A 16352-nucleotide genomic window follows, 5' to 3' on the forward strand; every position below is an offset into this window, starting at 1 on the left:
AAAAAAAGAGCTTGAAACTATTCAAGCTCTTTTTTTATCACTATTTATGTCCTAAAATATGCTCAATCTCATGCAAACTTAATTTACTTGCCTTAGCAATCGTTTCAAGTGGTATACCAAGATCATACATATTTTTAATCATTTGAATTTTTCCCTGCTGAACTCCTTCTTTTCGACCTTGTTCAATGCCCTGTTCAATGCCCTGTTCAATGCCCTGTTCAATGCCTTTTTCAATGCCTTTTTCAATGCCTTTTTTAATTCCTTGTTTCATCCCTTGTTCCATTCCTCTTTTTATTCCTTCTGTCTCTGCATGGGCGAATTTTGCTGCTTCATCCATTAAAACTTTCTCCCTTGCGTCATAGGCTTGTCGGAAAGATGAATCTTGACTCATACGTTCCCATTTATTTATCGCTTTTTGTAAAATAGGGTCTTGGTTCATAGCAATATCCTCCAATAGTTTAGTTAAGTGCTCATCCTCATTTGCTGAAAGCAATAAAAGCCAACGAACAAATGGATCTTTCCACGGATTTACTTTTTCTTCATGCCATTGTTCAGTTAACTTTGGAATTTCTATAATGTGGATTTCAATGTCGTCACTCAGGAGTTTTTGTTGTTGTGTATTCCATAATATGCTTGTTGTTTGGAAGGCTGGGTGTTCCGAAAACATTACGAAGTTTAGTAAGTTTATGGTGATGGTTTTGTGAAGTGCACTGTAGGGCATCCCTTTTTGTAGTTGAGATGTGTATAGTCTTCCCCAATAATATAAACTGCGTTTAACCATATCGTGATTATTATTGAGTTGTATTTCTACATTGACTTTTGTTCCTGTGTCTAATGTCGCTGAAATGTCTAAAATAGATAACTTATCCTCTTCATATTCCCTGTGTAAATGTGGATCTTCTAGTTGTAGAGAAGCAATGGGCGACTCTAAAGACTCTTGTAACATAGCATTTAAAAATGCAATTAGAATATCTTCGCTACCATTCGTACCAAACAATTGTTTAAATGCAAAATCAATGCGTAAATTAACTAACTGTTGGTTGAACAAAGTTTGTCCTCTCCCTTATATGAAGGTACTTCTTTCCTTCATTGTACATAAAAAGAACTAGAGTATGCAAACAAGCCATTCTTCTATTTTATTAGAGGATGTTTAGAGATTCCTATAATTGACTACCACGAAAATTTCATATGGACTGTTTGGGTATCGCTTAGTAAAGAAAGTTATGATGAAGTATTAGAAAAGTGGGATGAGAGAGGCCGAGAAAATAGTGATCCTTATTTTGGGTGGTTATCTGTAGAAATACCAGTTTATCCAGAAACATTAAATTTAAAAACAAATGTACATATAAGAGAAGTTGGAATGGCACCGTATGTTGAATTAGAGCCAACCGAGCATCCTTTAGCGATCGAACAAAGAAATGGAATTACTTTAGAGAGAGTTAAAGAAATAGAGGAAATGATCCAACAATATAACTAGATTAGAAGAGAAAAAACGAGTGCTAGCACTCGTTTTTTTATTACACAACCGCAGGATTATAAATCATCGTAAAGTGTCCTGGTAATAATTCAATGTGACAAGGTGTATGAAGCGAACTTTCTCCATCTGTATCTACTTCTTTTTCTTCCTCTGTTTCGATATGAATGGATCTCGCTTTTACGTGGAAGATGTCATTTTCATTTGAGTCTTCAAATAGTTTCTTTCCGATGTAATCTTTAAATGCTTGAATACCTGTTGATTTGACTACGAAAATATCAAGTGTTCCGTCATCACATTTTACGTTTGGAATAAAGGATGGAATACCACCAAGATATTCACCGTTTCCAACCATAACTAGGACAGCTTCGTCTTCATATACTTGTCCATCGTAAGTGATTTTTACTGGGAATGTTTCAGCATTTTTGACAGTTCGAATTGTGCTTAAATAGTAACCGATTTTACCAAGCTTTGCTTTTTCTTCTGCATCTATATTGTTTGATACTTCAGATACGAGGCCAATTCCCCAGAAGTTTAAGAAATGTTGTCCATTTGCTTTTGCAACGTCAATTGGTTTTATATGTTCTTTTGTAATAAGTTTTGCTGCTTCTGCAATGTTTTGCGGAACACCAAGTGTGCGAGAGAAGTCGTTGCAAGTTCCGCCTGGAATGATTGCAAGTGTAGGTCTATTTTCGAGAGGTGCTAAGCCATTTGTGCATTCAAATACTGTTCCATCACCACCAAAGACGACAATTAAATCTACTTTACTAGCAAACTCTTGGCAATATTTTGTTGCATCACCTTGTTTTTTCGTGTGAAGGATATGTAGATCAGGAAAAGCTGCGGCAAGAGGTGGTACGATTTTCGTTAAATTTGTATGTAAGTCACCTTGACCAGCTTTCGGATTTACGATGAGGAGTACTTTTTCAAATTTTGTCTTTGTCATATTTCATCTCTCCCTGTAGTTTGTAATGGCAAGAAAGGAGCTGTTCCCATGTATTTTAGAACAGCTTCTCCCTATTAATTGGATGCTAACATTGTCAGTTATTGTCGGTAAGTCGATATATTTAAAAAATCGCCGATATACATTTTATGTACTATCAATTTTTTAAGTTATACGATTATTCCGTTACAACTGAAGCAATGAATGGTAAGTTACGATATTTTTCCGCACAGTCGATACCGTATCCAACGATGAATTCGTCTGGAATTTGGAAGCCAACATACTCAGCTGTTAAGTCTACTTTACGGCGTTCTGGCTTATCAAGTAATGTACAGAACTTGAGTGCCTTTGGTTTATGCATAAAGAAGTGGTCTTTTAGGAAATGAAGTGTTAAACCAGAATCGATAATATCTTCTACAACAATTACGTTTTTCCCAGTAATGTTTACGTCGATATCTTTTAGTAGTTTCACTTTTCCTGTTGTTTCTGTTTGATTTCCGTAGCTAGATGCAGAAATAAAGTCAATTGTTACATCATTTTTGATGTGACGAATTAAATCAGCAGCAAATACGAATGAACCTTTTAATACTGCGATAACTACGATTTCTTCTCCTTCAAAGTCACGTTCGATTTGAAGTGCTAATTCTTTAACTTTTGCTTGTAATTGTTCTTCAGAAATTAAAGTGTCTTTTATTTCAATATTCATTGTAATCCTCCTACAGTGTAAAACTTGCGAACATTTCGACTGTAAAGGATAGAATAGAAAAAGTCAAAGGAGATAGTAATTTTTTACAAAGATAACGACAAAATCATCTGATGATATGATACACTAAGTATATTAAGAAAACGCTTCCATAAAGGGTGAATATGATGAAGAAGAAACAGTACACAAGTGTAACATTTATAAAAGCATTACTTTTAACAATTGTTCTTGGCCTGTTGGCTTACGTAATTGATGTACCTGCGATTCGTATTTCATTAATTGGAATGACTTTAGTGTTAGGAGCAATTTCGCACGGTATGATGTCGCAGCTAAAAGAAGCTGGACTTGATGATATGAGAGATCATATAGATAAAAAGTAAGAAACCTTCATTATATAGAGTGAAGGTTTTTTTGTTTCTTACAAAAATGTAAGGTAGTTGTAAGGCAAATCGATAGTTGCATAATAGCATTTTGGATAAACTATGGGTGTAAGGTAAAAGGCAAGCATATTTTAGGTAAATTAAGTTTTAGGCACTCTATATGTGAAAAAGGAGTAGGAGGGCATGGAGAAACGTTGGACGACCTTTTCTTTTTTAGCGACTAGTAACACCGTAATGCTAGATGGAAAAATGGATTTTTTGCACTTGTTTGATCGTGAAGATGATCATTCTTCTTCTAAATTTACAATGAAATGGAATAAATGGAGCGAAAGTTGTAGGTTTGAAGAAGAGGCCCCTAACGAAGAGCAAAAGATTATTTTAACAAACCCTATTAAAGCGTGGGTTGTTCAACGTCGTAAGTGTAACGTCAAAAATCACTTCAAGAAAACTGAGCCGAGACAATTAGTTATCGCTCCGGCCCGTTCTACTTCCAAATCACGCGAAAGTAACATGTAAATATTGAGACACACACCCGAAAAAACATCGTACATATTGCGATGTTTTTTCTTTTTCTACAATGAAATCTTTAAATGAAATATATTTCATCTGCATCTTATATTTATATCGCTTGCTTATTCTAGTAATACATCCGATGCGAGTTGATGTGAATAAAATATAAGGAGAGAATGAAAATGAAAAAGAGACTATTACCAATTTGTGCAATGGCACTTTTAACAGTAGGATATTCTTCAGTAGCGAGTGCGGATACTGGAACAGTAACAAAGGAAGAAGAAGCGCAAGTGCAACAAGATAAAGCTAAAAAAGAAGAAGCAATTAAGGAACAGAAAAAAAATGAAGTAGAGAAAAAACAAGCGGCACAAGTACAAGAAAAAAATGATATGGCTAAAAAAGAGGAAGCAATAAAAGCTGAGAAAAAGAGTGAAGAAGAGAAAAAGAGAATAGCGCAAGAACAGTTAAAAAATGATATGGCAAAAAAAGAAGCAGCGATAAAAGTCGAACAAAAGAATGAAGTAGCTAAAAAAGAAGTAGTAAAGCCAGTTGTACAAGGTGAAAAATTACCAAATACAGCATCAAATAATGTAGCAATGATGGGATTAAGTGCATGTCTTGTAGCGATAGGTACATTATTTGGTTTGAATCGTCGTAATAAGATTAAAGCATAAATAAAATAATTTCCTATAAAGAATGGGATAATTTCATATATTAAAAATGGTAGGTTACTCCTACCATTTTTGGCATGGAGGGATGAAGAATGAAGTTACTTAATTATATCGGTATCATATTGATGGCTATAGGCCTATTCATGGGGTCCTATTACGCTGTGGAATGGTATAAAGGAAAAAGCTCTGCCGGGCAATTAACGGCAGAAGAAATAAAGAGCCTTAAAAATATACAAGATACTCAACTTTCTCATGAAACACCTGTAACTTCTCAAGTGCCTTCTTCTCAAACAGAACATAAAGAAGGAGAAAAGGTAGCGATGTTAAACATACCGAAAATAAAGAAGAAGTTTTCTATATATTGGGGAGCAGATGATACGACTTTGAAAAAAGGAGTGGGTATGTTCGTTAGTGATTTAACGACAACTCCATCTGGAGGGGGACATACTGTACTGAGTGGACATCGAGATACTGTATTTACAGATTTAGAAGAGTTGAAAGAAAAGGATACCCTTGTTTTAGAGTATGATAATAAAACGTACACATATGAAATTCAAAAGACATGGATTACTCATGCGGATGATCGTACTGTTATTATAAAAAAAGAAGAACCGATATTAACACTGACAACTTGTTACCCATTTGATTATATAGGGGATGCACCAGATAGATATATTATCGAGGCGAAGTTAACTGGCAGTTATTCAAAGTGAAATTATAGTTTCTGAAAGTGAGAGGGGGATATATAAGTGATGTCAAAAAACATTTTAATTGTTGAAGATGAAGACATATTACGTGAAATATTAAAAGATTATTTTTTAAGTGAACAATATGTAGTGTTTGAAGCGAGGGACGGGAAAGAGGCTTTAGTTGTATTTGAAGAAGAAGAGGTTGATTTAGTTATTTTAGATATTATGTTGCCAGAACTCGATGGATGGTCTGTTTGCCGAAGGATTAGGAAGACGTCCGAGGTGCCTATTATTATGCTGACGGCGCGCGTAGATGAAGACGATACGTTACTTGGTTTTGAACTTGGAGCAGATGACTATGTGACGAAGCCGTATAGTCCTCCAATTTTATTAGCAAGAGCGAAACGATTATTAGAAAGTAGAAAAGCATCGAAGAAACCTTTAGAGAACGAAGATGATACGTTATCGATTCATGGCATCCATGTCCATTTTCCGTCGCGTACTGTTACTGTTGATGAGGCAGATGTTAGTTTAACGCATACGGAGTTTGAAATATTGGTGTATTTCATGAAAAATCAAGGAATCGTTTTAACGCGAGAGCAACTCATTTCAAGAATTTGGGGATATGAATTTGCTGGCGATGATCGAACGGTGAATAGCCATATTCGTAATTTAAGAAATAAATTAGGAGAGAAAGCAAAGTATATTACAACTGTAGTACGAACTGGTTATAAATTTGAGGGGAATGTATGAAGAAAGGAATTGTACTAAAATTATTTACTCTTACAACAGCATTATGTATGTTGATTTTAGCGACGATATTTATTGGACAAACGATATTTTTTAAACAATATTATGCGAATCGAAAAGTAGAAGATATTAAAGTGAATTTAAATTCCTTTGAGAAGAATTATTTAAATTATGCAGGAAATGCAGAAGAAATTCAGAAACTAGAGCAAGACTTTTTAAGAGAAAATAATACGTGGATTACGACATTAGATAAGAACGGGAATTTAAAACATACAGATGATTTTTATTTTGAAGTAACGATAGATCGTAGGCAACAAAAGAGCTTTGGACAACAAATATTTAAAATTCCCTTAGGTAATCTCGTCAATATAGAGGAAATTGATAATAAATTATCAGAACAGTTTTTAGGGCAAGAAATTTATTTTTCTGGAGTGAGAAAAGAAGATAGTTTTATTCCATTCTCTTTTTCTTTATCTAAGCAGAATTTAAGTGGATCTAATAAACCGTTAGAAAAAGCATTTAATGAGAAAATGAGTAAATTAAATGAGGAGAAAAAGAGAGCAGCTGAGGAACAACTTGTTAAGGAAAAGAAACCAGCTGTTCAGGAGCAAGCTGCTCAAGAATCAAATGTTTACATAGGTGGACGTGTTACAAAAGTACAGTTACCAGATGTAAAAGGTCCTGTGAATCCAATTTATAAAAATGGCATCTTCTTAGATAACATAAAAGAATTTCAAACTGATTTATTATTAAAAGAGAGCAAGCCCATACAATATACAACACAAACAATGGACTATGAAAAAAATGATATTAAATATAAATTATTAATGAAACCAATAAAAGAAAAAGACGGATCAGTAACATATATTTATGCGATGGCTTCTTTACAGCCCGTAGATGAAGCTGTACAAATGGTGCAAGATTATTACATCTATATCATTGCATTTGTAGTCGTTCTTATTTTTTTAGCTTCGTTCTATTACTCAAAACAAATTGCCAAACCGTTATTAAAAATAAATGATACGACGAAGAAAATAGCACAATTAGATTTTACAGAAAAAATACCGATTACTTCAAAAGATGAAATTGGAGATTTGTCGAAAAATATTAATGTGCTATCAAATAAGCTCCATTCACATATTGGACAGTTAGAAGAAGATATTGAAAAGGAAAGAAAGTTAGAAAATACACGGAAAGAATTCATTTCTGGTGTTTCGCATGAATTAAAAACACCGCTAAGTATTATGAAAAGCTGTATTTCCATTTTAAAAGACGGGGTAGCTGAGCATAAAAAAGAGTATTATTTTCAAGCGATGGAGAGAGAAGTAGACAAAATGGATACTTTAATTTTGGATATGCTTGAACTAGCTAAATTTGAATCTGGTACATATAAAATGAAAAAGTCTTCGTTTTATATTGATACAGTAATTGAAGATATATGTGAACATCTATCTGTGGAAATAGAGAAAAAAGAACTTCATGTTCATAAAAATATACATTCATTTGAAGTGATTGCAAATCAAGGCCGGATTGAACAAGTCATCGTTAACTTCATTACGAATGCCATACGTTATACACCAAATAAAGAAGATATTATTATTTCTGCAATAGATGAGAAGGATCGTATAAAAGTTTGTATTGAAAATAAAGGTACTCACATTGAAGAAGAACAATTAGATAAAATTTGGGATCGTTTTTATCGCGTGGATACAGCTCGTCAGCGTTCACAAGGTGGGACGGGACTTGGGCTTGCTATTTCTAAAAATATTTTAGAATTACACGATGCTGAATATGGAGTGAAAAATACAGAAGACGGTGTATTATTTTACTTTTACTTACCGAAAAAAGCGTAGATAATGCATGCTACGCTTTTTTAATTTATTTTCATATTATCTTTACCTAATCTTTATTTTTAATCAGTATAATTTGTTTAGAATATGAGGTTATGTAAGGAGTCGATGAACCGTGCATAGCAATTGGCTAAGTATAATGGTATTTATTTTCTTTTGCGCATTTATTGTATTTTTAATTAATATTACGATATGAAAAAAGAGCGCTCATTAAGCGCCCTTTTTTTGTGTATTCATTTGATAAGCACTGATGCTTTTGAATAAGCGTGGTGAAGTGATAAATAAAAATATAAGTAAAACGGTACATAGAATATAGGAACCAATCATTGTACTACCGTTAAATATTAAAGAATATAGGAAAGCCGATTGGCCTTTTGGTGCATATTGTCCCCAGAAAATGATACCAGCGATAAAGTGACAGAAGTAACGAGCTAGACTACCGATAAAAGTAGCGACGATAATGTATCCAATTACTTTCTTTCCTTGGTTTGGTTTTGATGAAGGTTTGTCTTTACGGTTACCTAAATTTGATTGCTCTTCGCTATTATCATTGGAAGTTAAAAGTGCTTTTTGAATTGGACGATAGAATAAACCAGCAAATCCAATGAATGCGAAAGCAACAAAGTATTCAATTAGTACTTGAATTGGTGTGACGATAATGGCATCGCCTACGACAATTTGTAATAATCCCCAAATTAGGCCCCCTAAGAAAGCCATTTTGAAGCCCCAGCGGTATGCGATAATAAAAATAGGAATCATAGCAAATGAAATGGAACCGCCTGTTGCTGATATTTTTATTGAAAGTGGTAAAATGTCGATGACCAAGGCGAAGGCTGCAAGAATAGCAGATTCGATCATCGCTTGTAAATTAGTGTTACGCATGTTGTCTCCCCCTAAATCCAAGTTGTACAAAAAAGAATAGATATCATAGGAGGATACGAAATACGTAAATAAAAATGAGGTATGTATTTCGGACGTTTGCACAATCCCTGCGTTAGCATTAACTAACAGGTTCGAAGGGTCGGAACGAAGTGTTCCCTCTCAGCGACATGGCTCCCCCAGTGATAACGAGATTCTTTATTTGCTATTGTTTATTGTAAGCGAAATGGATGAGAATGGCAAACGAATACAGTATGACAATAATTGAAATAGAATTGTAGCGAAATGTTAATAAATATGAAGCAAAAGGGTATAGTACAAGAGAAATTGGGTGTGGTATAATTTTTTTGAAAATAATTATCATTCTCTTCTGAGGGGGAAGGTTATGAGCTTAGTAGATATTAAAATTGGAGAGAAAGTGTTAGTAAAAAGTATTCAGTCTTTAGATCAGCTATTAAAGCGTAGACTAGCTGCTTTCGGTCTTGCTGAAGGAAGCGAACTTCGCCTGAAACAGAAAGCGATGTTTAAAGGTCCTTGTACATTGGAGTGTCGTGGACAGTTAATTAGTATTCGTCATTGTGACGCGAAAATGATAAAGGTGGAATTAGCGTGAATAAGGTAGCTTTGCTAGGGAATCCGAATACAGGGAAGACATCATTATTTAATGCACTTACTGGTTCTTATGAGTATGTAGGAAACTGGAGCGGTGTAACAGTAGAAAAGAAGGTTGGTAAATTAAAAGATAGACAAGGAACATTAATTGATTTACCAGGTGTTTATGATTTAAATCCAGTTTCACGTGATGAAGGTGTTGTAACAAACTTTCTATTAACAGAAGAATTTAATCATATGTTAAATATCGTAGATTCCTCGCAGTTTGAAAGAAATATGCATTTAACGTTGCAGTTACTTGAATTTGGTAAGCCAGTCTCAATTGGTTTAAACATGGTTGATGTGGCGAAGCAAAGAGGAATTGTCATTGATGTAAAACGATTATCAGAACTATTAGGTGTAACAGTCGTTCCTGTTGTTGCAAGGAGTGGAAAAGGCTGTGAAGAACTGCTTACGACTCTTAAAGAAAATGACAAAAAAGAGAAAAAGCCATTCCTTATTTCATATGGTGTACAAATGGATGAAGGAATTGGAGAAGTAATTGCTCTTTTAGAGACAGTGAATTACGAGCATCCGAGATGGTTAGCACTTCAATTTTTAAGCAATAACGAAGTAGTAGAAAAAGAAATGAAAGCATTACCAATTTATAAGGAACTCATAGCCATTCGATCTCGCTTAGAAGGAAAACTTGATTGTACGTTAGAAGAGCACATTTACAAAACTCGTGAAGCGTATATTGAAAAGTTAAAAACAAATGTTATGAAGCATGAGAAAGAAGGAAAAATTCCTTTTTCAGAAAAAATTGATAGATTAATTACACATAAAATTTTAGGACTTCCAATCTTTTTAGCAGTTATGTTTTTTATTTTTCAGGTTACGTTTACGTGGATTGGTACACCTTTATCTGATATGTTAGATGAGTTTTTTGGTGGCCAGCTTACGGATTGGGTGACGGCTGGACTTACAAGTGTTGGAGCTTCTCATTTTATTCAAGCACTCGTTACAGAAGGTATTATTGCCGGTGTTGGTGCTGTATTAGTATTCGTACCACAAATCTTTGCACTATTCTTTTTCATTTCATTATTAGAAGACTCAGGGTATATGGCGCGAATTGCGGTTGTTATGGATAGAATTATGGAGTTTTTCGGCTTAAACGGAAAAGCTTTTATTCCGATGATTATCGGTTTTGGATGTAACGTTCCAGGTATTATGGCTGCGAGAACGATTGAACAGGAGAAAGAACGTTTACTTACCATTTTAGTAACACCATTTATGTCTTGTTCAGCACGATTACCTGTATATGCATTATTTGCGGGCGTATTCTTCCCGCATAGTCAGGCGACTGTTGTATTTTCTTTATATGTTGCAGGGATTGTTCTTGCGTTATTAGTTACAAAAATTATGTCTCTTACGATTTTGAAAGCGGAAAAGTCTATTTTCGTAATTGAATTACCTCCTTATCGTGTGCCACAAGCAAAAACGTTATGGCTGAGCACATGGGAGAAAGGAAAAGGATTTGTTCGTAAAGCTGGTACATTCATCTTCGGTGGTTCAGTTATCATTTGGTTATTAAACTATGCAGGTCCATCAGGATTTGGTGTTGATATGGGAGACAGTTACTTAGCGATGATTGGTGGATTTATCGCACCGCTATTTGCACCGCTCGGCTTTGGAACGTGGCAAGCTGCAGCATCCCTTTTAACAGGATTTTTAGCGAAGGAAGTTGTCGTTTCAACAATGGCAATTATTTATGCAGTTAAAGAAGATGTGCTTGGAAACGTAATGGGAGCACATTATACAGCATTATCAGCTTATGCATTTATGTTCTTTATTTTATTATACGTTCCATGTTTAGCGACGGTGGCTGTTATTAAACGTGAAACAGGATCAGCGAAATGGACGATTTTCTCAGTCGTTTACCCGCTTGTTGTTGCTTATGTATTAACGCTTATTATATACCAAGTTGGATCTTTACTAGGATTCTAAAAGGAGATGTATAATGATGGTCAATATTATAATTGGAGCTATCATTTTTGGTTATGCAGCATACACGTTAGTTAATTTTGTAAAGAGAAGTAAAAAAGGAAAATGCGCAGCATGTTCTTTAAATAAGTCATGTCAGTCGAAAACTTGTAGTCTAGATATGGAACAAGTTGCTCATAATAAATAGAAAAAAGCTTTGCGAATTTCGCAAAGCTTTTTTGTTTTACTTTTTAATTTTTACAAGTTGAGAAGCTTCGACGCCGTTGTAACCAGGGAATTCTTTACTTGGGTCTTTATCAAATTTTAATACACCTACAGATTTTTCATCACCTTTTACATTGTTGTAAGTTGCGTCATCGACAATCGCATACATATCTGTATATGCACGGCCACTTCCGATAATTGTGTTGCCTTCATATTTTAATTTCGCTCCATCAAGTGTAGCATTTTCTACTTTTTCTTTTGCAAATAATACACCTTGTTCTGTTGTTACAGCTGGTAATTTATCAAGTGGTTTCGTGTTGTCTTTTTCATCAACTTTGCTAAGTAACTCTTTTTTCACTAGTTCCTCACCAGTTTTCTTATCCATTACAAGAACTTTTTTACCATCTAATGTTGTCATTTTCATTTTATAGAAGTCTTTTTCTTTCACTTCTTTTTTGTTTTTATCTGTAATTTGCTGAACTTGTTCTTCTGAGCCGTACAGTACAAAACCGTTCGCTTTCTCTCCTAATAAAGAACAACCTGATAATGCTCCAAGTGAAATTGCTGCTGCTAATCCGATTCCTACTAATTTTTTCATGATGATTTCTCCTTTTACATGTTTTATATTAAATACAATTTTTGTATTATTGCTTACAAGTGAAGAAGCTTGTTTGTTGCTTCTGGTATTAGTGTATAAGAAATATTAGAATGCAACTATCGAGTTAGCTTACAGTAACATTACACTTATGTAATTTAGTGAAATTGCATAAAAGTAAGTTAATTTCAAAAAGGGATAATGAGAATATATTAGAAATACAATATTGTATATAGAATGTCATATTATAATGGATGTATTTTGGAAATAACATGTAAGGACATATTAGTTTTGTTATAATAAACACATAGGCTGTAAAAATGAATATTCTTTACTGTAAAGGGAGATTTTTCAGTTTTCCAAGTAGTGAATTTGAAATATGAGGTATATCATAGGAGGAATTTAGATGTCTGTATTCAAACGATTAAGAGATTTAACAATGTCGAATGTATATTCATTAATTGAAAAAGCGGAAGATCCAGTTAAGATGACTGATCAATATTTACGCGATATGCAAGCGGATGTACAAGAAGCTGAGAAAAGTGTAGCAGCTCAAATCGCGCTTGAGAAGAAATTCAAAATATTATTTGAAGAGCAAGAAGCACTTGTGAAAAAACGTGAAGAGCAGGCTCATATGGCTGTTCAAGCTAATAACCTAGATCTTGCGCGTCGTGCATTAGAAGAAAAACAAAATGCAGAGCAAAAGATGAATGAGTATAAAGCAAGCTATGAGCAAAATAAAGCTGCTGCTGATAACCTGCGCCTGAAGCTAGAAGAAATGCGCAAGCAATTAAATGAGCTGAAAAATAAACGTGAAACACTTGTAGCACGTGTAAATGCGGCGAAAGCACAAAAGAATATTAATCAGGCGATGTCTGGATTTGATTCAAATTCAGCAAAAGCTGGTTTAAGTCGTATGGAAGAGAAAGCTCTTCAATTAGAGGCTGAAGCAGAAGCAAGCGGTGAAGTTTATAAGAAAGAAAAATCATTAGATGATGAATTCGCAAGCTTAAACAAAAATTCTGCTGTTGACGATGAATTAGCTCGTATTATGAAGCAGTATGAGAAATAATATAGAATAGAGACAAATGAACCGACATGTCTAAATATATTCATGTCGGTTTTCTATTATATTTAGAGGAGGTTTTGCGATGACATGGATGAATGTAGTTGCCATGCTTGTATGGACTGGAGCGAGTGCAGTACTTTTATTTGCAATTATGTGGGTTGATTCAATTTTTACAAAATACAATGATTTAAAAGAAATTAAAAATGGAAATACAGCTGTAACAACTCGTTTTATTATGAAATTATTTGCACAAGGGTACATTTTATCCCAATCAATTACGAAAGCAAATGACTTATGGCAGGCACTTCTTGCTTCAGCAGTTTCTTTCGTTATTTTATTAGTGGTAGAAATGTTTATCGAATTTGTATTAAAGAAAATGTCTGGTCTTGATTTAGAAGAAGGTACGAAAGAAGGTAGCGTTGCACATGCGATGTTAGCCGGATCATTACATATTGTTGGTGCACTAATTTTAGGTGCTTGTTTATAAAGAGAAAAGGAGGGGTAGATCATGAGTTTATTTAAACGAATTAAAAATATAATGAAAAGCCCAGAGCCACTGAAGCCGGAAAAAAGTCTTTTAACGTTAGCTCCTGGCGATATGATTGAAGTGTCATTAGTTATGTATGAATTAATTGGGAAAACGAGTATGCATTCGCGTAAGGAAATTGTTTTGACATTGCAAGATGGAAAAGACATTCGTTATTTAAAAATTGAAGATCGTGAAAATACGTATTACAAATTATATACACCAATTGATGGTCGCTTAGATTCAATTGATGAAATTCCGACGACAATTGAAATGGATGATACCGAGTACCATATGGAAGAACAATATAACGGACGTGTTGTTGTTATGGGAAAAACTCCATTCTCAGCTTCGGAAGAACAGCACGTATGGGAATTCCAATCAGACAATCGAAAATTATTGCGTATTGAATGGCAAAATGGTCGCACAATGATGTATGAGGGAGAAGCAATCATTCCTGCTGATGTACAAATTATAAGAGCAACGTAAGGGGGCGTAATCATGTCAAACCGATTGTTTACCATGATTAAATCGTTTGTAATCCCTATACTTGCTATCGTTATATTACTTGTTGTTGCTGGTTATGCCTTATCAGGTTGTCAAGGCGGGCAGACAAAGTCGATTCAAGACCGTTATCCACTTGAATCTGTTGCCAAGGAAGGTAAACAAGAATCTTACGTGTATAGGGCCGCCAATCGGTCAGTTCCTGAAGTAGCGAAGGAACTCATTAACGAAAGAGAACCGAAGCAAGCATCTAAAGAAGACGAAAATCAAATGTTCCTCGTTTATTCTGATAAGATTTATAACCTGCAAAAGGATAAAGAGAAACCATCTGATACGTTAATTGAAATAAGTAATAAAGAATTCGTCCGTCAAAATTACCAACCGTCCTTCTTGCAAGGATATATTATGGGTAGCATATTAAACGATATATTCGGTTCACGAAAATCATCATACGGTGATTATCGAGGATATAACGATAGACAAAATCATAAACCAGTTATTCCAGAGAGACCACCTACAAAAGAAGAAAAGAAAACCCCACCTCCAATTACGAAGGAAGGGAAAGGGTCTATCATTAAGCGAGGCGATAATGTAGATTCAAAACCATCAGTAGGTGATAAGGGAAGTATTACTGAAAAAGGAAGTAATACGACGCCCCCACCTTCTACTGGAAGCAAGGGTAAAATTACAAAAACACCAGGCGGTTCAAGCGGATCAGATGTGAAGCCAAAATCATCTATTAAAACGCCGCCAAGGAACACATCTCCTCCGAAAACAAGGGTCGGTGGTTCAGGAAAAATTACAAAGAGAAGATAGTATAGAGACCGAAAAGTGTAAATTGCTTTTTGGTCTTTTTTTGTTATGGGAATTAATCCCTTTCAGTTGGTACGATTTATGCATAAGGGGGGAAGTAAAAATATATCAGCGATTATTAGAATATATCGACCGCAATTTAAAATATATCAGCGATTATTGGAATATATCGACTTACCGACAAAAACTGACAACGATAGCAACTTAATAATAAAAAGAGGGTGTGCCAAAATTTTGGCACACTCTCTTTTATATAACGATTAATGAATATCACGTTTCTTGAAATTACCGCCTTTTACTTCTGCTACGTCATAAACTGTAATAAAGGCGTGTGGATCGATTTCATTAATAAGTTCTTTCATTTTACTTTCTTCTAAACGGTTAATTACGCAAGAAATTTCTTTGAATTTCTCTCTTGAATAACCACCGTATACTTCGTTATATGTTGCACTTCGGCCTAAACGATCGCGAATTGTTTCTACCATTAATTCAGGCTCTTTTGTAATAATTTTAAATGCTTTTGAACCACTTAAACCAACTTCAACGATATGAATCACTTTCGAAGCGATAAAGTAAGCAATTGCCGAAAGGATAGCTCCTTGAAGACCGAATACCGTTGATACGAAAATAAATACGAACATGTTTAAGAATAAAATAAGGTCACTCGTTCCAAATGGTAACTTACGAGAAAGCAATACAGCAAGCATATCGATTCCATCTAATGCCCCACCGTTACGTAATGCTAGTCCCATACCAAAACCGATGATAATACCACCAACAACTGTAACTAATAATGTATCGCCTTCAATAATAGCTGGTATTCCGTGCATGACAACGGTACCTACTGCTAATGAAGCAATTCCGATAATAGAATAAATCGCAAAGCTTTTACCGATTTGCTTATACCCTAACCAAACGAAAGGAATGTTAATAACTGCGATTAGAGCTCCTAATGGCAATCCAAATAATCTTGAACTAACGATACTTAAACCAGTCACACCACCGTCTGATACGTTATTTGGAATTAATACTGCTTCTAATCCGTACGCTGTAATAAATGCCCCAATAATAATCATCAAAGCTTTTGAAGCAATTTTTAGCTTATTGGGCTTGTTTTTGATAATTTTCTCCATATAATTTCCTCGTTTCAAACTAGTTTCTTATTTGTTACGTCATTCACACCTAAATTTTATTTTA

Annotated in this window: 19 protein-coding genes, 1 pseudogene and 1 riboswitch; of the genes and pseudogenes, 14 read left to right on the forward strand and 6 right to left on the reverse strand. The window is 34.5% G+C overall.

Annotated elements, in window-relative coordinates; genetic code table 11:
* Positions 1 to 40: 40 nt before the first annotated feature.
* Positions 41 to 1048 (reverse strand): Rpn family recombination-promoting nuclease/putative transposase, encoded by a 1008-nt coding sequence (locus tag ACTFR8_RS08610; protein ID WP_252209709.1) that lies wholly within the window; start codon positions 1046 to 1048, stop codon positions 41 to 43.
* A gap of 84 nt (positions 1049 to 1132) precedes the next feature.
* Here ACTFR8_RS08610 and ACTFR8_RS08615 point away from each other — a divergent pair.
* Positions 1133 to 1477, forward strand: a pseudogene (locus tag ACTFR8_RS08615) (DUF2199 domain-containing protein); the annotation flags it as partial.
* Between the two features lie 40 nt (positions 1478 to 1517).
* Here ACTFR8_RS08615 and ACTFR8_RS08620 read toward each other — a convergent pair.
* Positions 1518 to 2420 (reverse strand): diacylglycerol/lipid kinase family protein, encoded by a 903-nt coding sequence (locus tag ACTFR8_RS08620; protein WP_086411085.1) that lies wholly within the window; start codon positions 2418 to 2420, stop codon positions 1518 to 1520.
* A gap of 175 nt (positions 2421 to 2595) precedes the next feature.
* Positions 2596 to 3123, reverse strand: a complete 528-nt coding sequence (gene hpt, locus ACTFR8_RS08625; RefSeq protein WP_001019295.1) for a hypoxanthine phosphoribosyltransferase — start codon at positions 3121 to 3123, stop codon at positions 2596 to 2598.
* Positions 3124 to 3284: 161 nt separating this feature from the next.
* Here hpt and ACTFR8_RS08630 point away from each other — a divergent pair, with 161 nt between their 5' ends.
* From ACTFR8_RS08630 to ACTFR8_RS08655, 6 genes are all read left to right on the forward strand, one after another.
* Positions 3285 to 3500, forward strand: a complete 216-nt coding sequence (locus ACTFR8_RS08630) for a hypothetical protein (protein ID WP_002001286.1) — start codon at positions 3285 to 3287, stop codon at positions 3498 to 3500.
* A gap of 183 nt (positions 3501 to 3683) precedes the next feature.
* Positions 3684 to 4016, forward strand: coding sequence for a hypothetical protein (locus ACTFR8_RS08635; RefSeq protein ID WP_000415613.1), 333 nt, complete (start codon positions 3684 to 3686; stop codon positions 4014 to 4016).
* 176 nt (positions 4017 to 4192) lie between these two features.
* Positions 4193 to 4684 carry an LPXTG cell wall anchor domain-containing protein gene (locus ACTFR8_RS08640; RefSeq protein ID WP_252209708.1) on the forward strand — a complete coding sequence of 164 codons (492 nt, stop codon included), beginning with the start codon at positions 4193 to 4195 and terminating at the stop codon, positions 4682 to 4684.
* A gap of 89 nt (positions 4685 to 4773) precedes the next feature.
* Entirely contained in the window at positions 4774 to 5394 is a 621-nt protein-coding gene (locus ACTFR8_RS08645) for a class D sortase (protein ID WP_000771572.1), read from the forward strand.
* Positions 5395 to 5433: 39 nt separating this feature from the next.
* Positions 5434 to 6123 carry a response regulator transcription factor gene (locus tag ACTFR8_RS08650; protein ID WP_000041848.1) on the forward strand — a complete coding sequence of 230 codons (690 nt, stop codon included), beginning with the start codon at positions 5434 to 5436 and terminating at the stop codon, positions 6121 to 6123.
* Complete coding sequence (locus ACTFR8_RS08655) at positions 6120 to 7973, forward strand: sensor histidine kinase (protein WP_098536782.1); 1854 nt, start codon at positions 6120 to 6122, stop codon at positions 7971 to 7973. Before ACTFR8_RS08650 ends, ACTFR8_RS08655 begins: the two co-directional genes overlap by 4 nt.
* A gap of 207 nt (positions 7974 to 8180) precedes the next feature.
* Here the strand turns inward: ACTFR8_RS08655 and ACTFR8_RS08660 are convergent, their stop codons facing one another.
* Positions 8181 to 8852: an energy-coupled thiamine transporter ThiT gene (locus tag ACTFR8_RS08660; protein ID WP_001246570.1), complete on the reverse strand. Its 672-nt coding sequence runs from the start codon at positions 8850 to 8852 to the stop codon at positions 8181 to 8183.
* Positions 8853 to 8938: 86 nt separating this feature from the next.
* Positions 8939 to 9040: riboswitch (TPP riboswitch) on the reverse strand.
* Between the two features lie 194 nt (positions 9041 to 9234).
* Between ACTFR8_RS08660 and ACTFR8_RS08665 the strand changes: the two genes are divergently transcribed.
* From ACTFR8_RS08665 to ACTFR8_RS08675, 3 genes are read left to right on the forward strand one after another with little or no spacing between them, the layout of a single operon-like run.
* Positions 9235 to 9462, forward strand: a complete 228-nt coding sequence (locus ACTFR8_RS08665; protein WP_000060512.1) for a FeoA family protein — start codon at positions 9235 to 9237, stop codon at positions 9460 to 9462.
* On the forward strand, positions 9459 to 11447 hold the full coding sequence (gene feoB, locus ACTFR8_RS08670; protein ID WP_098536781.1) for a ferrous iron transport protein B: 1989 nt from the start codon (positions 9459 to 9461) through the stop codon (positions 11445 to 11447). The genes ACTFR8_RS08665 and feoB overlap by 4 nt, the downstream gene beginning before the upstream one ends.
* A gap of 13 nt (positions 11448 to 11460) precedes the next feature.
* Positions 11461 to 11631, forward strand: coding sequence for a FeoB-associated Cys-rich membrane protein (locus ACTFR8_RS08675; RefSeq protein WP_016118780.1), 171 nt, complete (start codon positions 11461 to 11463; stop codon positions 11629 to 11631).
* A 36-nt stretch (positions 11632 to 11667) separates the two neighbouring features.
* On the opposite strand, the gene ACTFR8_RS08680 is transcribed toward ACTFR8_RS08675, so the two are convergent.
* The gene (locus tag ACTFR8_RS08680; protein ID WP_000737502.1) at positions 11668 to 12246 is read right to left on the reverse strand and encodes a lipoprotein BA_5634 family protein; all 579 of its coding nucleotides are present in this window, start codon (positions 12244 to 12246) and stop codon (positions 11668 to 11670) included.
* A gap of 403 nt (positions 12247 to 12649) precedes the next feature.
* Here ACTFR8_RS08680 and ACTFR8_RS08685 point away from each other — a divergent pair, with 403 nt between their 5' ends.
* From ACTFR8_RS08685 to ACTFR8_RS08700, 4 genes are all read left to right on the forward strand, one after another.
* On the forward strand, positions 12650 to 13315 hold the full coding sequence (locus ACTFR8_RS08685; protein WP_000110280.1) for a PspA/IM30 family protein: 666 nt from the start codon (positions 12650 to 12652) through the stop codon (positions 13313 to 13315).
* A gap of 79 nt (positions 13316 to 13394) precedes the next feature.
* On the forward strand, positions 13395 to 13799 hold the full coding sequence (locus tag ACTFR8_RS08690) for a DUF350 domain-containing protein (RefSeq protein WP_000220087.1): 405 nt from the start codon (positions 13395 to 13397) through the stop codon (positions 13797 to 13799).
* A 21-nt stretch (positions 13800 to 13820) separates the two neighbouring features.
* Positions 13821 to 14327, forward strand: a complete 507-nt coding sequence (locus tag ACTFR8_RS08695; RefSeq protein WP_098536780.1) for a DUF4178 domain-containing protein — start codon at positions 13821 to 13823, stop codon at positions 14325 to 14327.
* A 12-nt stretch (positions 14328 to 14339) separates the two neighbouring features.
* Complete coding sequence (locus ACTFR8_RS08700; protein ID WP_000071190.1) at positions 14340 to 15158, forward strand: DUF4247 domain-containing protein; 819 nt, start codon at positions 14340 to 14342, stop codon at positions 15156 to 15158.
* 257 nt (positions 15159 to 15415) lie between these two features.
* On the opposite strand, the gene ACTFR8_RS08705 is transcribed toward ACTFR8_RS08700, so the two are convergent.
* On the reverse strand, positions 15416 to 16288 hold the full coding sequence (locus tag ACTFR8_RS08705) for a YitT family protein (protein WP_000411244.1): 873 nt from the start codon (positions 16286 to 16288) through the stop codon (positions 15416 to 15418).
* Between the last annotated feature and the right edge of the window lie 64 nt (positions 16289 to 16352).

The organism is Bacillus cereus group sp. MYBK15-3 (genome assembly GCF_051916765.1).
Taxonomy (GTDB): domain Bacteria; phylum Bacillota; class Bacilli; order Bacillales; family Bacillaceae_G; genus Bacillus_A; species Bacillus_A cereus.

Excerpts from the sequence above, each read along its gene's own strand:
- ACTFR8_RS08680 (WP_000737502.1), bottom strand. The coding sequence starts at position 12,246 with ATGAAAAAATTAGTAGGAATCGGATTAGCAGCAGCAATTTCACTTGGA.
- ACTFR8_RS08660 (WP_001246570.1), bottom strand. The coding sequence starts at position 8,852 with ATGCGTAACACTAATTTACAAGCGATGATCGAATCTGCTATTCTTGCA.
- ACTFR8_RS08620 (WP_086411085.1), bottom strand. The coding sequence starts at position 2,420 with ATGACAAAGACAAAATTTGAAAAAGTACTCCTCATCGTAAATCCGAAA.
- ACTFR8_RS08705 (WP_000411244.1), bottom strand. The coding sequence starts at position 16,288 with ATGGAGAAAATTATCAAAAACAAGCCCAATAAGCTAAAAATTGCTTCA.
- ACTFR8_RS08665 (WP_000060512.1), top strand. The coding sequence starts at position 9,235 with ATGAGCTTAGTAGATATTAAAATTGGAGAGAAAGTGTTAGTAAAAAGT.
- ACTFR8_RS08685 (WP_000110280.1), top strand. The coding sequence starts at position 12,650 with ATGTCTGTATTCAAACGATTAAGAGATTTAACAATGTCGAATGTATAT.
- ACTFR8_RS08700 (WP_000071190.1), top strand. The coding sequence starts at position 14,340 with ATGTCAAACCGATTGTTTACCATGATTAAATCGTTTGTAATCCCTATA.
- ACTFR8_RS08690 (WP_000220087.1), top strand. The coding sequence starts at position 13,395 with ATGACATGGATGAATGTAGTTGCCATGCTTGTATGGACTGGAGCGAGT.
- ACTFR8_RS08655 (WP_098536782.1), top strand. The coding sequence starts at position 6,120 with ATGAAGAAAGGAATTGTACTAAAATTATTTACTCTTACAACAGCATTA.
- ACTFR8_RS08640 (WP_252209708.1), top strand. The coding sequence starts at position 4,193 with ATGAAAAAGAGACTATTACCAATTTGTGCAATGGCACTTTTAACAGTA.
- ACTFR8_RS08645 (WP_000771572.1), top strand. The coding sequence starts at position 4,774 with ATGAAGTTACTTAATTATATCGGTATCATATTGATGGCTATAGGCCTA.
- ACTFR8_RS08675 (WP_016118780.1), top strand. The coding sequence starts at position 11,461 with ATGATGGTCAATATTATAATTGGAGCTATCATTTTTGGTTATGCAGCA.
- ACTFR8_RS08635 (WP_000415613.1), top strand. The coding sequence starts at position 3,684 with ATGGAGAAACGTTGGACGACCTTTTCTTTTTTAGCGACTAGTAACACC.
- hpt (WP_001019295.1), bottom strand. The coding sequence starts at position 3,123 with ATGAATATTGAAATAAAAGACACTTTAATTTCTGAAGAACAATTACAA.
- ACTFR8_RS08630 (WP_002001286.1), top strand. The coding sequence starts at position 3,285 with ATGATGAAGAAGAAACAGTACACAAGTGTAACATTTATAAAAGCATTA.
- ACTFR8_RS08650 (WP_000041848.1), top strand. The coding sequence starts at position 5,434 with ATGTCAAAAAACATTTTAATTGTTGAAGATGAAGACATATTACGTGAA.
- ACTFR8_RS08695 (WP_098536780.1), top strand. The coding sequence starts at position 13,821 with ATGAGTTTATTTAAACGAATTAAAAATATAATGAAAAGCCCAGAGCCA.